Genomic DNA, 14,566 nt, shown 5'->3' with positions numbered 1-14,566 from the left:
AAGAAGCCCCTGCGACTCAGGAGAAACCACACGATAGGAGCAAAGCCCACGACCGACATGACGGTCAAGCCCAGCGAGTAGCTCTGGATGCCCAGCGGCGACGAGAAGAAGAGCAGACACCCTACCAGCAGCACATTGCCAAACACGTTGGACAGCAGAGGGATGAGGAACTGGCCCTCGGCCTGCGACAAGCCTGTCACCAACCCAGTCATCACGTTGAAGAAACCCATCGGGACCAGCAGACGCGTCACCTTGACCGCCAGGTCGTACCGGGAACCCGTAAAACTGGGCGCGAACAGATGAACCAGCTGGGGGGCCCATATCAGGACGAGCGTCGACACGATGAGGAAGGCCATCCCCCATACGAAGGTCACCTGGTTGACCAGCTCGTGCGCACGCGCCGGGTCATTCTTGCGGTGGGCGATGTACCACGGCACGATGAGTGTGCTGAGACCTATCGACACGATACCCAGCAGGACGCTGGGGATCATCATGCCGATGAGGAAGGCATCCGTGACGCCGGTCGCCCCCCAGTTGTGTGCCACGATGGCGTCGCGCGCGAAGCCGATGAACTTGCTGAGCAGCGTGACAATGCTCAGGAATACCGCCGCTTGTGCAACCGACTGCCTGCGCAGCAGCCGATGGCCGCGCGACCTGGTATCCTCTGCTGCTGCCTGCTGCTGGTGCTCATCTACCATGGTCACGCCTCCGAATCTGGAACTGTAGTACCATAGCACGAGGGAACCGGGAGTACAACCTCACAACCGTGGACAGACTGAGACCACCCGTAGTCCCAGGCTAACGCGCGCCCCTCCTGCGGAGGACCGCGGGGATGGTGGCCGCCAGGATGCGCACGTCCAGCCACAGGCTCCAGTGCGTGATGTAGTCCATGTCCAGCCGCACCCTCTCCGCATAGTCCAGGTCACTGCGCCCGCTGACCTGCCACAGCCCCGTGACCCCAGGCGAAACGCGGAGGATGACAGCAGCCGCAGGGCCATACTTGGCGATCTCATCCGCGACAATGGGACGGGGTCCCACCAGCGAGAGGTCACCACGGAGGACGTTGAACAACTGCGGCAGTTCGTCCAGGGACGTCCGGCGCAGCCAACGGCCAAGTGGCGTGACACGGGGATCGTTCCGCAGCTTGTAGGTCGCCTCATACTCGGCGCGCAGTACTGGATCGGTGGCCAGCATGTCCTGCAGGCGCACCTCGGCGTCCACGGCCATGGAGCGGAACTTGTAGACTCGGATGGACCTGCCGCCCTCGCCCAGACGCCGGTGCCCAAAGAGGACAGGTCCATGCGACGTGAGCTTCACCAGCATCGCAAGGACAAGCAGAATCGGCGAGAGAATTACCACGCCCAGCCCCGCCAAGAGGACATCCATGAGACGCTTGACGCGGGCGCCCACGCCGACGACCAGGAGATCCCGCACTCTGAGCACCGGCGTGTGGTCCACAAACAGGACATCGGAGGGATACGGCAACGTGCGCACGGTGCCGCCCAGGGCATAGACCGTGACGTATCGGCGCAGGCACAGTTCCACCATCTGCGATGTTTCAAGCAGGGGCGACGCCAGCAGGACAGCGTGTGCTGCGCCGTCAGCCAGTGCAGTCTCGAGCTGAGCACACGACACGGCCGTGACTCCCCCGCCCTCCGTCTGCAACAGTCGCATCCCCAGCCCACGCTGGAGGCTGAGCGCGTCCAAGCCGGCTGCCGCCAGGTCGTCCACGCTGCCGGCCACTATGGTGGGCACAAGGTCTGTGCCATGCGCGTACCTGCGCCGCCGAATGGCGACGACGGTTCGCTCCAGAACCAGCTGCAGAACGAACGACAGGACAAGAAAATACACGAGCGTCAGACGCGAGAACAGCGTGTTCTTGACCAGGTAGGCGACCAGCAGGTACAGGAACGTCGCGTAGACGAGCCCGTCCACCACGACGCCGGTCCGGTCTGCAGTGACGTGCCCGTTGTCATACATGCCCCGCAGGTACAGGTAGCCGATATCCACGCCGGCGAACAGCCCCAGCGACACCCAATACCACTGCACGTCGATGGTCGACGTCTCGAAGCGGAAGCGCACCAACAGGGCCAGCAGAAACGCCACCAGCAGGCAGAGAGCGTCAAGGAGAGGACGCAGGCTACGGTGTCGCATGGTCTCCCCCTACACGATCCCAGTAGCCCGGGCTCATACTCATCCTCCGGCACCAGTTCCTGGGCAGGAGCCGATACGCACGTCCCAGTCGGTACGCAGCCAGTTTCACAACGTCGCGAGAGAGGGCTTCGGGAATACGCAGGAACGCGCCGTGCGTCGCCAGATAGTGCACCTCGGACCGGACGAATCGAAACCCCTCACCCCCTGCGGACCCGAATGCCTGCAGGAGCCACGGGTTGTCGGCGTGCATGACGCCGGTGTCGAAGTAGCGCCGCGCCTCCCCGCCGACCGTCAGGGCATGCGAATGAACAACGCGCGCCTCGGCGCAGTACACGACGTCGTACCCTGTCTGGAGAAGGCGTGCGGCAGTCAGCATGTCCTCGCCCAGAATGCATGGGGACGGGAAACCACCCACCGCGAGAAGCGCTGAGCGCTGCCAGGCAGCGAACGAGTTGGAGCAGAAAGCTGCCTTGATCCCCAGCCGTGCTGCATCGTCCATGGTGTGCACGGCTCCGGCATCCGGGTAGTTGAACAGCCGGGCATGGCGCTCGATGGCCCCCGCTCCCGGACGTGGCACTTGCCGGCCATACGCGACGCCGACCTTTGGGTCGTCCAGGCACGCGACCAGAGTACCCAGCGCGTCGGGGTCCGCAAGCACGGCATCCTGAGTCATGAACACGACGATGTTCACACCATCCAACCGATCGATCGCCATCTGCCGTGTCGCTCCGTGATCGAACCGGGCTCTATCCACCGTCACCACATCGGCACCCGCCTGCCTGAAGACCTCAACCGTGCCGTCGGACGATCCCGAATCCAGCACCAACCAGACGTAAGGCTGCAAGCGCTGCGACCGGACTGCCTCGACCACGCTCGATGCCGACGCTGCTGCATTCAGCGTCAGGATCACGAGAGCGACGCGCATACTCATGCAGTAACCCCCTTGCGGGACGAACCCAGCGGAAGACAGGTCAGGAACCAGTCGACCACGAGGTTGCGAAACCCGAGCACACGAGCGTGCGTGGCCGTGTAGAACAGGTACACCAGGTTCAACAGGAATCGCACGAGTGGTGTCCTTCGGTAGAACCATGTAAGGAAGGATTGCCTGCTCATCAGCCCACGCTCCTGCAAACCGTCGATGAGAGCCAAGCGAGCGTCGAGGCGGTCCCGCAGGTACGTGCCGAGCATCGTGCCTCCGCGGTCAAGCCGCGACCGCAGGCCGCGATATCCGAAGCGCGCCGCGCCCACCTCGTTGCCACCGTGCTGACGGTATAGAACAGTCGCCTCAGGCAAGGGAGCGACGCCGTTGCCACACGCTGCCACGAGCCCCAGCCACCAGTCGTGCATGGGGATGCCCGGAGGAAAGGGTAGCGCCTTCCTCAGCATCGACGTTCTCCCGACGACCGTGCAGCCTGTCACGCTGTTCTTGAGAATAAGTGGAACCACGGCCCGCCCTGTAACCGGTAGGATGTTCGAGAGGCGCCACATGGATGGAGCTAGTTGACTGAGGTCCTCGTGCACGACCCTCAGGTCTGTATAGACCAAGTCCGCCCCACTCGACTCCAACAGCGACAATGACTTCTCGAGCTTGTCCGGTAACCATACGTCGTCCTGATCGCACAGTGCGAAGTATTCGGTGCCCACCATTGATAGCAGGCGCTCGAAGGTTCGGACCGCGCCCACGTTGGACTCCTGACGGCCTGCGACCGTCTGTCCTCCTGGGATGGCAGCGTCGCGGACCAGCTCCCAGGTTCCGTCCGTCGAGGCGTCGTCAAGGATGGACAACCTCGCTGGCGCAAGAGTCTGCCGGGCAAGACTGCCCAAGAGGTCTGGCAGCCAGCGGACGCCGTTGTGGGTGGCAAGGACAATTGACACGTCAGAAGAAGTCACGTCGATCCCGTTGTTTCTCACTTCTTTGACCTGACACATTCCATCGCCGCATCATGGTAGGCTTTCACTGCATCTGCAACCGCAAACCCATGTGCACGCACCGTACCCGCCTTCGCCAGTCGTATAGCCATGTCACGATCTTCGAGTAGTGCAAGAATAGCCCGTCCCATGAGTTCCGGTTCCTGTGGCGGTACAAGGAGTCCGTCCACTCCATTTGTGACAATTTCGCGAGGACCCCAGTCGCAATCCGTCGCCACTACCGGAAGGCCGCACGCCATCGCTTCAAGCAGGACCATCGAGAAGCCTTCGCTGAAGCTCGATAGAACGAAAACCTGACTATGTTTCATGTATGCATATGGCTCAGTGCTGAACCCACTCAGCAAGACTCTCCCTTCGAGATCCAGGTCGTGCACGAGCGCTTCGATGCCTGACTTCCCCGGCCCCTCGCCCACGATACAGAGGAAAGCAGGCAATCGACGAGTCACATAGTCAAAGGCTCTGATGAGTGTCTCAAAGTCTTTCGGCGGCATGAGCCTGGCGACAGTCAGCACGACGGGGTGGTTTCCAACTAGCTCTGAAGGTTCCTGCTTCTCCGTAGCCTCTTGTACTTCGCTGGGGTCAAACGGGTTGTAGATGGTTCTGATGTGCGACTCAGGCACGTTCAAGCTTCTGGCCACTGCTGCGGCCACACCATGAGACACGGCAACATGCAGGGGGATGTTTCGAACAACCATTCTCGTAAGACTCGCAGCGATGCGTCCCTTCACTGTACGTCTTCCCTCTCTGACCGGCTCGTGATGCACCGCGACGAGCGCACGCCTCTTTCCAGCCAGCACTGCAGCCAGCCAGTAGAACACCAGCGCCTCGGGCTCTACATTACAAAATATGACGTCGGGGCTAGCTGTCTTAAGGCAGCGCGCCAGAGGAATAATGATATTGTGGAGTCGCGCTCGCTCGATGTGCACGATGGGAATGGTCTCAGGCAACGGAAAGTGCTGAGCCGAGTGCCGACCGTCAGGCATAGTTCTGCCTGCGATGGTGAGAGACACCGTACACGGATATGCAACTGGAAGTTCCTTCAGCAGACAGGTGACCACGCGCTCCAAGCCGCTGTACATCCAGTTTGCCGTGACCATCGTGATGGATAGTTGGTTGGCACGGCTGCCGGATGGCGCGAATTCTCTCCTATTCATGCATCCTGAAGGCGTTCACTCTCACTGGGACCACCCGCACACGCGCTCTGTTATCTGACGATAGGCTTCGACTGCATCATGCAAATTAAACTCGCCTGCCCGCTTCAGACCACCTTGTCGAAGCCGCTGCGCCAAATCTGCGTCAGTCAGGACTGCCAAGATACCCTCTGCCAGTGCCGCAGGGTCTTCCGGCGCCACCAGCAACCCATTCTGACCGTGAGTGATCACCTCACGCGGGCCGGATTCGCAGTCTGTGGCCACGACCGGCACTCCGCATGCCATCGCTTCCAGTAGTACCATGCCAAACCCCTCGTAGTGGCTGCATAACACAAACGCGTCGGCATGCGCCATGTACTCGTACGGGTTTGGCCGATTCCCTGCCAAAATGACGCGGTCCGTAATTCCGGCATCTCGGGCCAGTTGGATGATGTGCTCACGCTCTTCCCCCTCCCCTACAATGCAGAGGGTTGCACACGTTGCAGTGGCTACTGTTCTGAAAGCTCCAACGAGGGTTTCCCAATCCTTCGGAGGGGACAGACGAGCTACAACTAGGACTACGGGATGCTTCGCTACTAGTTCCTCCGGTTCACATCCTGCTGCTCTGGCGCGAATATCCGGTGCATCAACGGGATTCTGGATAACGTGTACTGCATCTGGGCTGAGCCGAAAACGCGTTCGTACTGCTGACGCGGTACCTTCCGATACAGCAACGCTCACAGGAGCCATCCTAGCAATCGTGCTCCTCAATCGCTCACCCACCCTGAACCGCACCGATGTGCCAAGGATCGGTAAGATACCATGATACACAGCCACGACCCGACTGGTGCACCCTGCTAAGACAGAGGCCAGCCAATAGTAAGGAAACGCTTGGACATCCGCATGCCAGAACACGACATCGGGGCGCAGCTCGCGCATCATGCGCCCGAGCGGGAACACAACTCCCCTCAGTCGATCGGTCTCCAGCCACCGAACCGGAGTCCCTTGTGGCTCTGGAAACTGCTCTGGAGAAACGGCCGCACTAGCGTCACGGCGCCGCGCTACCACAAGAGTCACATCCCAGCCCAGCAATTCCCGGAAACCTTCGCAGAGAAGCTTGACAACCCGTTCCCGGCCCCCATAGATCCAGTTGCTCGTCACCATCAGCACGCGCATCGGCACAGTGCGACCACGCACTTTGTCTCTGACTTCATGACTGTTCAAGAAGAATCGCCTCGTTTCGCAAATAGCACTGTTTCCGCCAGCCCTGGCGACTTGTGCGACAGATACAGGCGATAGTCGGGGCAAGCCCGTAGTATGAGCTTGACGATGTCCGGCAGGTCATGAGGGCGATGGTAGACCGAGATGGCAAGTCGGGGCGTGAATTTCTTCAGGGTTTCCTCGGCGCCTCTCAAGGCATCCACCTCCCCTCCCTCGATATCCATCTTGATGAAGTCGACTCGGCTCAAGTGTTGTTCCACAATCATGGCATCGACAGTCGTCATGGCCACTGTTATGTCACCCTCGATGCCAAGAGTGGAGGAACTATCCGCAGTCACAATGAACCGGGCCGGCCCCTCGTGGGCACCAGCTGCATACGGTAGAACACGTATTGGAGCCATCGTAGCCGATAGGTTTCGCTCTATGTTCCGCCTGAGTACCACGCCCGTCTGCAAGTCGGGTTCCAAAGCAAGGACACATCCTTCAGGGCCCGCCCTATCGGCGAACCAGAGAGCTGTCTCCCCCTTATAGGCTCCAATGTCCAAGACGACATCCCCATGTTGGGGCTCTACAATCCCAGGCAGGCAGTATTGTTCACGCAGCATACTGTCGATGATAGCCACAGGATCCGAATCGATGATCCACCTACCTACACGATAGCCCTCCGGTGTGCGTTTTCCCAGCGACAGGATAACCTTGGCATAATCCTCACGACCAATAGGCGCTGGATAGAGCGTGAGAGCCTGCTCGCCTATCGTCGCATAGGCAACACGAACATGCACGAACCAATCAAACAACGCCCGGGAGGCGTCGTCCTGGAGACTTGCGTACGCTGGGTCAAATGCTGCAGGGTCCTGGAGAGCTGACCGAACCATGCCAACGCTCGTCCATTTGCTGAACAGATCATAGCGGAATGACTCGACTGCATCCATGTATGATGTCCGAGCGACATGAACCCCAGCGACGGCCGCCAATCGATTCAGCGCCTTGGTCAAGTGATGCAGCCGAGGCTCAGCGAAGCCTGCTGTGAGCTGATCGGTGTGACAGCGAGCCGCCATGTCCTCACTCGCAACAAGGGCTTCATAGATCAGCGCGAGTGTATGCGACTCCTTTGGATAAGTCGGAGTTCCTGGCATCTTCACAACTCCTTGTTGCCGGACCGAGACTCTAGACATCTGCTCTGCCCCTCTCGACAAGAGCTCTGAGATCATCGGGCAGTAGCAAGCGCCAAGGCATCAACAGGGCAAGTGCCGTCGCTCTGGCGCTGAGCCGTTGACCGTGAAAGAGCCGCACAAAAAGCTCCCTCCAACGCATGAACAGCACAGATGGAAGAGCCCACGGATACCATCGCCACGTAGTGACCACTGCTCCTCTCACCAGATAGTAGTCGCTGACGTAGTTGCTACCATCTGTTGCACGAGCCTGGGCAAACGAGGCACCACCCTTGTGGTAGACAATGCTCGAATCAGCAAAACCAGGCGTGAAGCCTTTTGCCTTGCCCCTGAGAGCCCAGTCCAGTTCTTCGTCATAGAGAAAGTAGTCCTCACACATCAGGCCTATCTGCGCAACAAACTCATGAGAAACGAACATGGATGCACCATAGATATATGATAATTGTGGCTCGATATCCGCAGAATTCCACACGTCGGTGCATGCTCTTCCTCCGCCAATGTGACGAGCCTGCGCCGTGAAGGCCTCATAGTGAGCTCCCCCCAGCGTCTGCACAATATGCGGTTCTCGCTCGTCAAGGATGACCGATCCGTAGATGCCAACCCTGTCCGGACGACTACTTCTTTCCAGCAGGCCTGCGAGTGCGTTCTTGTCGACGCGCGTGTCATTGTTGAGGAACCAGTAATAGTCGATATGCTGTCCGCCGGCCTCCAGGTACCTGATTCCAGCATTGTTGGCCGCAGCAAATCCGCAATTTGTGTGCAGTCTCAGTAATATATATGTAGTATCGAGACTTTTCTCATGCTTCTGGAGCCAATCAGCCAAGTGCTCGGCCGACCCGTCTGAGGAACCATTATCTACGAGAATTACCTGAGTCGGATGTACGGTGAGCTCTTCGAGGCTTTCCAGACAGACGACCGTGTCTTGCCATCCTTCCCAGTTGACAATCACCACTGCAACTCTCTTGATTTCGGTGTCCATCACTCCTGACAACCTCCCTCTGTCAACAAATTCCTCATCGGGGGGTTCAATTTACTTACAGAACGTACCAGTCGAGCGTATTCACGAGAGGAGACATACTACGAATTGCACTCCAGCCGGTTGCGTGAGACAGAGCAGTGCTATCCAGCGCGTATCTCCGGTCGTGTCCAGGACGGTCGGGGACGAAGGTGATGAGCTTGGTGTAGTCCTCTTCGGGTTTGCCGGTCTGCTCGGCAAGGAGGTGGAGAAGCAGGTGGATGAGGTCGATGTTGCTCAACTCGTTGTTCCCACCGACGTTGTAGATGGCACCAGGGGCACCCTTGTGCAGGACGGCGTCGATGGCACGGCAGTTGTCTTCGACGTACAGCCAGTCGCGAACGTTGAGGCCGTCGCCGTAGACGGGGATGGGTTCCCCTGCCAGGGCTTTCTTGATCGTGAGCGGGATGAGCTTCTCGGGATACTGGCGGGGACCGTAGTTGTTGGAGCTGCGGGTGATCAGGGTGGGCATGCCATACGTGCGGTGGTAGGCCTGGGCCATCAGGTCGCCCGCTGCCTTGGCAACGCTGTAGGGACTGCTGGGTTTGATGGGAGAGTGTTCGGTGAACTTCTCGGTGCTCTCGATGGGGAGGTCACCATATACCTCGTCGGTGCTGATGTAGAGGAAGCGGGCAGTGTCCATGCAGGCGTCCTGCTGCCACTGCTTCCGGGCCACGTCCAGCATAACCTGGGTGCCCAGGACGTTGGTGCGCACGAAGACGTCGGGGCCGTCGATGCTGCGGTCCACGTGGGACTCGGCAGCAAAGTGAACAACCTTCGTGGGATGATACTCCCGGAACACGGCCTCCACGGCGGGACGGTCGGCGACGTCGGCCTGCACGAAGGTATAGTGCGGGTCGCCTGTGACCTCTTTGACATTGTCGGGGTTGCCGGCATACGTCAGCGCGTCAAGGTTGATGAGGCGGATATCGGGATGCTGCTGCATCTGCTGGAGGACAAAGCAGGAGCCGATGAAGCCACAGCCGCCGGTGACAAGAACTGTTTCACTCATGCGGCATGATCCTTGTGGGCCACCCCAGTCAGGAGTGCCTGTTCGAACAGCTCTGCTGTATCAGCAAGGTTGAACCTGGCTGCCTCGACTAGTCCATGTTGTGCCAGCTCATCACGCAGCGTTCTGTCTGAGAGCATTTGAACAAGAGCGGAGGATAGTGCATCTGGGTCATCTGGGGGAACGACCAACGCAGTTTGGCGATGATGCGCGTAGTCACGAACACCGCCGCTGTCCGTCGTCACGACGGCACAGCCGGCAGCCATAGCCTCCAGCCCGGGCAAGCCAAACCCCTCTGACCGGCTGGAACTCAGAAAGATCCCGCTTGAATGCAGCATATCTCTGATTGCAGTCCGCAGCGGATTTTCGTGATACTGGATCCAATCTGGGAGACAACTGGGCCGTGCCCCCGTGCCCCAGACAACTGCATCCAATTCCGGATGAAGCAACCGCGCCTTGCTCAAGGCTTCGATAGCACACGTACCACCCTTGAATGGTCCACCAGTGTAAACCCATGCCACCCTTTGTGGATTTCGCACGAGACCAGGTGAAGACTGGGAGAAGAAGTCGATGTCGATGCCATTGGGCACAACGGCTGCAACAGGGGCACCCAGGTGCGTCAGCTCTTCCTCTAGCCAGCGGGATACGACGATGTTCGTGAGCCCGAGCCGGTATGTTTGCAGAACTCGCTCGGATGGCCCTGCCCAGGTCTCAAGGCCCTGGACGAAATAGAACTTCACTCCCTTCTCCTGAGCCAACAAATTCACTGCACCAGCCGTCTGCCATGCTGTAGCTACGACTGCGTCTGCGTCAGGCATATGCCGCGCATCGACCCTTGGGATCATGACCCTCGTGGGGTTGGCTTTGAAAGCGAACCACGGCGCCATCCAGTCACGTCTCCTCATCTGAGCATCCCGGCGGACAGCATACGGTTGGTCGTAGTCCATTCCATCCAGGGAAAGCGGATGCACGACGGTTACGTCATGCCCCCGCGATGCCAGGAAGTCCGCATAGGCATACACCATGATGTAGCCGCCCATAGGCCACCCTGCGGGAAACGGCAAGACGAACGACACTCTCATGAGGCATCTCCCTGGTAACCGCGACTGACTGCTATGGACAGCTGTTGGCCGTCCAAACGACTGCGGATGGCAGCCTCAACCACGGAACAGCTCTTCCCGGTACCGAAGCAGGCAGTCGTCGAGGGCGTCCTCCCAGGGGCGCATACTGTTGAGCTGTTCAAGCTCGAACTTGCGGTCGGCCAGGACCGAGTAAGCGGGACGGCGCGCGGGCGAAGGATAATCCACGGTGTGAATGGCGATGACGGGGACATTCAGGCCCAGGCGGTGCACGATGCGGGTAGCAAAGGCGTGCCAGCTGGCCTGCCCTGTGTTCACACAGTGGTACGTCCCGGAACAGCCGTCTTCGATGGCTGTCCAGAGCTGGTGCACGACGTCCTCGGTGAAGGTGGGGCTGCCGACCTGATCGTCCACGATGCGCAGTTCGTCCTTTGCGCGAGCCAAGCGCAGGATGGTACGGACGAAGTTGTGCCCTGTGCTGCCGTACATCCAGGCGAGGCGCAGGATGAGGTGGTCGGGGTTGGCCTCCCGGGTCGCCTGCTCGCCCTGCAGTTTCGTCCTGCCGTAGACAGAGAGGGGACCCGTGGGGGCTTCCTCGTCGTAGGGCTCGGACGCCGTGCCGTCGAAGACGTAGTCGGTGGAGAAGTACACGACCCTGGCACCGACACGCCAGGCAGCCTCGGCCACGTTGCGGGCACCCAGGACGTTGACGCGGTACGCTGCATCCTGCTCGGTCTCGGCACGGTTCACCGCAGTGTAAGCTGCACAGTTGACCACGACCTCGGGGCGGGACGCTTCCATAGCTTGCCGCAGGGCTGCGCGATCCGTGATGTCAAGCTCATCCGCAATGTGCGCGGTCACCTCGACCGTGGGAGACAGGAGGCGGACGACGTCACTGCCCAACTGACCATCAGCACCTACAACGAAGAGTTTCATCATCCACACTCCTTCAGGTATTGCATCAGGGTCGGGAGGCCGGCGTCCTTGAGGGAAACGACGGGTGTGCCGATGCCCTGGAGCGGCCAGCCCACGTGCAGCTGCCGGTCGGACCACACGATCCCCGTCTCGTCCTCCGGGTCGTACTCGGCAGAGCACTTGTACACAAACTCAGTGTCATCCTCGAGCGCAAGGAACCCATGCGCCATGCCGGCCGGGATGTAGAGCTGATGCTTGTTGGCGGCCGAGAGCTCGATGCCGAACCAGCGGCCGAACGTGGGGGAGGCGGGGTCGACGTCCACGGCGACGTCCCAGACCGCGCCGGAGGTACAGCGGACCAGCTTGGCCTGGGGATGTGTTTTCTGCAGATGCAAGCCACGGAGGATCCCCTTCATAGACCGGGAATGGTTGTCCTGCACGAAGACGTCCCAGATGCCGGCGGCGGCGAAGTCGGGGGCGCGGTACGTCTCCATGAAGAAGCCGCGCTCATCCCCGTGCACGACAGGTTCGATCCACTGCACGCCGGGCAGGTCGGTCGTGTGGAAGGTGAAGTGCTCGCTCATTAGTGTGATGCCTCCTCAAGCCCGAGATGAAGGTCGGCAGCGAGCTCCGTCGCACGGCGCAGGGACGGGAACGTGCCGGCATCCGTCCACCAGCCCTTGAGCACGGCGCAGGTGCACGTCCCCGCACGGATGTAAGCGTTGTTGACGTCGGTGATTTCCAGCTCGCCGCGGTGCGACGGCTGCAGTGTGTCGATGATGTCGAAGACGGCGCCGTCGTACAGGTAGATACCGGTCACGACGTACTTCGACCTCGGCTGGTGCGGTTTCTCCTCGATACCCAGGATGTGGCCATCAGGTGAGAGCTCGGCCACGCCGAAGCGCTCCGGGTCGTCGACCTGCTTGAGGAGCAGGCGCGCGCCGGACTCCTGCGCCATGAATGCTGTGACGGCAGGCGTCAGGTCGTCCTCGAAGACGTTGTCCCCCAGGATGACGCAGCAGCTATCGCCGCAGCAGAAGCCGCGCGCAAGGCCCAGCGCCTGGGCGATGCCGCCTGCCTGGTCCTGCACCTTGTAGGTGAAATCGAGGCCGAAGTCGTGCCCACTGCCCAGGAGTTCCATGACGTCCCCCATGTGGTCACGCCCGGTCACGATGAGAATCTCGGTGATGCCCGCCTGCTTGAGGCGCGCGATGGGGTGAAAGATCATGGGATAGTTGCCCACCGGGAGCAGGTGCTTGTTGGTGACGGTAGTCAATGGGTGGAGGCGCGAACCGGTGCCTCCTGCCAGGACAATGCCCTTCATGAGATCTCTTCTCCATGCAGCAGCATACGCTTGTGATCGACCAGGAACTCGTACAGGGCCTGGTCCCACTCGCTCATCATGTCCTGACCCTCCAGGCGCAGGTGCTCGTGTGCAAGCGGCGTCCGCAGGGGACGCGGCACGCGGCCGGGAATGTCCGCGGCATGAGCTGGAACTAGTGGAGCGTCAAGGCCGAGGATCGTAGCAACGGACCGGGCAAACTCGTACCGCGAGGTCTGGCCCTTGCCGGTGACGTGGTAGGTCCCGACGGCGCTGCGCTGGATGAGGAGCATCGTCTGCTGGACGATCTCCGCGGCACTGGTGGGACTCATGACCTGATCGTCAGGGAGGGTAAGGGGCGCGCCCGATTGCGCAGCCCGCACAACCGCCGTCACGGGGTTGTCGCCGTATACGCCGTAGACGTAGGCGATACGCAGGACCAGGCTATCGGGATTTGCATACCGGACAGCCTCTTCGCTCATGAGCTTGGTGCGTCCGTACCAGTTGATGGGGTTGGGGGTGTCCCATTCCGTATAGACATGGTCCGCAGTGCCGTCGAAGACATAGTCGGTGCTGAAGTGCACAACCTTGGCCGCTACCTTGTATGCAGCGTGCGCCACGTTGCGCGCACCGAGGACATTGATGCGGTACGCCTGGTCATGGTCCTTCTCGCATACGTCCACGCTGGGCTGGGCGGCACAGTTGATGACCACGGTCGGCTGGAGTTCCACCACCGTGCGCTCGACCGCCAGGCTGTCTGCGATATCACATTGCACATGCGTCAGGCCGGTCAGGTCGTCCAGCGAGGACAGCCGGTCCATGAACTCCCTGCCCAGGCGCCCGCCGGCACCCACCACCAGGACAGTCATGGCCTCAATGTACCACCCACGAGCGATTGAGCAGCGTATCGCAATTAATCGAAGATGGTCTCAAGGGTCTCACTCAGGAACTGCCTCAGGTCTCCTGCCAGCTCGGGGCGCTTGAGCGCAAGTGCCACGTTGGCCTTCAGCAGGCCCATCTGGTCCCCGATGTCGTACCGGGTCCCCTTGAACTCGCACGCGTAGACCTTCTTGAAGGGGAGCATGGCCTGGAGGGCATCGGTCAGCTGGACTTCGCCGTTCTTGCCTGGCTCCGTATGCTCGATAGCGTCGAAGATGCCGGGCGTCAGGATGTAGCGGCCCACAATGGCGAGGTTGCTGGGAGCATCGGCGGGCTCGGGCTTCTCGACCAGCCCCGTCACTTCCCAGACACCGGGCACGACGGCGGTCCCCTCGATGATGCCGTAGCTGGACGTCTGCTCGCGCGGGACCTCCATCACGGCCACGACCATCCCCGGATACCGGCGGGCCACCTGCTGCATCTGCACGAGGCAGGGCGTCGGACCGTCGATGATGTCGTCCGCGAGGAGGACCGCGAACGGGTCGCCATTAACGAACGCACGTGCCTGCAGGACCGCGTCTCCAAGCCCACGCGGCAGCTTCTGACGGACATAGTAGACCTGGATCATATTGGAGATGCGCTGGACCGCACGCAGGTCGTCGAGCTTGCCATGAGACTCGAGCTCGTGCTCCAGTTCGACGGAGTGGTCGAAATAGTCCTCGATGGCACGCTTGCCGCGTCC

Annotated in this window: 15 protein-coding genes; all 15 read right to left on the bottom strand. The window is 60.7% G+C overall.

Translation table 11 applies throughout. The features are described 5' to 3' along the window. The coding region (locus SMC3_RS02535; RefSeq protein WP_207799636.1) for a lipid II flippase MurJ at nt 1-698 on the bottom strand (698 nt) is incomplete at its 3' end. A 100-nt stretch (nt 699-798) separates the two neighbouring features. After that, nucleotides 799-2,154: a sugar transferase gene (locus SMC3_RS02530; RefSeq protein ID WP_119088242.1), complete on the bottom strand. Its 1,356-nt coding sequence runs from the start codon at nt 2,152-2,154 to the stop codon at nt 799-801. Next, the gene (locus SMC3_RS02525) at nt 2,141-3,085 is read right to left on the bottom strand and encodes a glycosyltransferase family 2 protein (protein ID WP_165846522.1); all 945 of its coding nucleotides are present in this window, start codon (nt 3,083-3,085) and stop codon (nt 2,141-2,143) included. The genes SMC3_RS02530 and SMC3_RS02525 overlap by 14 nt, the downstream gene beginning before the upstream one ends. After that, a complete protein-coding gene (locus SMC3_RS02520; protein WP_165848268.1) occupies nt 3,082-4,065 on the bottom strand; it encodes a glycosyltransferase family 2 protein in 984 nt (327 codons plus the stop codon). The genes SMC3_RS02525 and SMC3_RS02520 overlap by 4 nt, the downstream gene beginning before the upstream one ends. Next, the gene (locus tag SMC3_RS02515; protein ID WP_119088245.1) at nt 4,062-5,237 is read right to left on the bottom strand and encodes a glycosyltransferase; all 1,176 of its coding nucleotides are present in this window, start codon (nt 5,235-5,237) and stop codon (nt 4,062-4,064) included. Before SMC3_RS02515 ends, SMC3_RS02520 begins: the two co-directional genes overlap by 4 nt. Nucleotides 5,238-5,258: 21 nt before the next feature. Then, nucleotides 5,259-6,437, bottom strand: coding sequence for a glycosyltransferase (locus SMC3_RS02510; RefSeq protein ID WP_119089780.1), 1,179 nt, complete (start codon nt 6,435-6,437; stop codon nt 5,259-5,261). Continuing rightward, nucleotides 6,434-7,570 (bottom strand): FkbM family methyltransferase, encoded by a 1,137-nt coding sequence (locus SMC3_RS02505; protein WP_165846521.1) that lies wholly within the window; start codon nt 7,568-7,570, stop codon nt 6,434-6,436. Before SMC3_RS02505 ends, SMC3_RS02510 begins: the two co-directional genes overlap by 4 nt. 31 nt (nt 7,571-7,601) lie before the next feature. After that, a complete protein-coding gene (locus SMC3_RS02500) occupies nt 7,602-8,585 on the bottom strand; it encodes a glycosyltransferase family 2 protein (RefSeq protein ID WP_119088248.1) in 984 nt (327 codons plus the stop codon). Nucleotides 8,586-8,640: 55 nt separating this feature from the next. Continuing rightward, on the bottom strand, nt 8,641-9,633 hold the full coding sequence (rfbB, locus tag SMC3_RS02495; protein ID WP_119088249.1) for a dTDP-glucose 4,6-dehydratase: 993 nt from the start codon (nt 9,631-9,633) through the stop codon (nt 8,641-8,643). Next, nucleotides 9,630-10,712 carry a glycosyltransferase family 4 protein gene (locus SMC3_RS02490; protein ID WP_119089779.1) on the bottom strand — a complete coding sequence of 361 codons (1,083 nt, stop codon included), beginning with the start codon at nt 10,710-10,712 and terminating at the stop codon, nt 9,630-9,632. The genes rfbB and SMC3_RS02490 overlap by 4 nt, the downstream gene beginning before the upstream one ends. Before the next feature lie 75 nt (nt 10,713-10,787). Then, nucleotides 10,788-11,648 (bottom strand): dTDP-4-dehydrorhamnose reductase, encoded by an 861-nt coding sequence (rfbD, locus tag SMC3_RS02485; protein ID WP_119088251.1) that lies wholly within the window; start codon nt 11,646-11,648, stop codon nt 10,788-10,790. Further along, complete coding sequence (rfbC, locus tag SMC3_RS02480) at nt 11,645-12,208, bottom strand: dTDP-4-dehydrorhamnose 3,5-epimerase (RefSeq protein ID WP_119088252.1); 564 nt, start codon at nt 12,206-12,208, stop codon at nt 11,645-11,647. Before rfbC ends, rfbD (SMC3_RS02485) begins: the two co-directional genes overlap by 4 nt. Continuing rightward, nucleotides 12,208-12,948, bottom strand: a complete 741-nt coding sequence (locus SMC3_RS02475) for a sugar phosphate nucleotidyltransferase (RefSeq protein WP_119088253.1) — start codon at nt 12,946-12,948, stop codon at nt 12,208-12,210. Before SMC3_RS02475 ends, rfbC begins: the two co-directional genes overlap by 1 nt. Further along, entirely contained in the window at nt 12,945-13,814 is an 870-nt protein-coding gene (gene rfbD, locus SMC3_RS02470) for a dTDP-4-dehydrorhamnose reductase (protein ID WP_119088254.1), read from the bottom strand. The genes SMC3_RS02475 and rfbD (SMC3_RS02470) overlap by 4 nt, the downstream gene beginning before the upstream one ends. 44 nt (nt 13,815-13,858) lie before the next feature. Continuing rightward, on the bottom strand, nt 13,859-14,566 hold a 708-nt coding region (locus SMC3_RS02465; RefSeq protein ID WP_133299371.1), incomplete at its 5' end, for a UTP--glucose-1-phosphate uridylyltransferase.

This window comes from Candidatus Cryosericum hinesii (assembly GCF_003570985.1).
In the GTDB taxonomy this organism is placed as follows: Bacteria; Caldisericota; Caldisericia; order Cryosericales; family Cryosericaceae; genus Cryosericum; species Cryosericum hinesii.
Note: the sequence above shows the minus strand (reverse complement) of the source record. Positions and strands in the feature narration are given on the sequence as shown.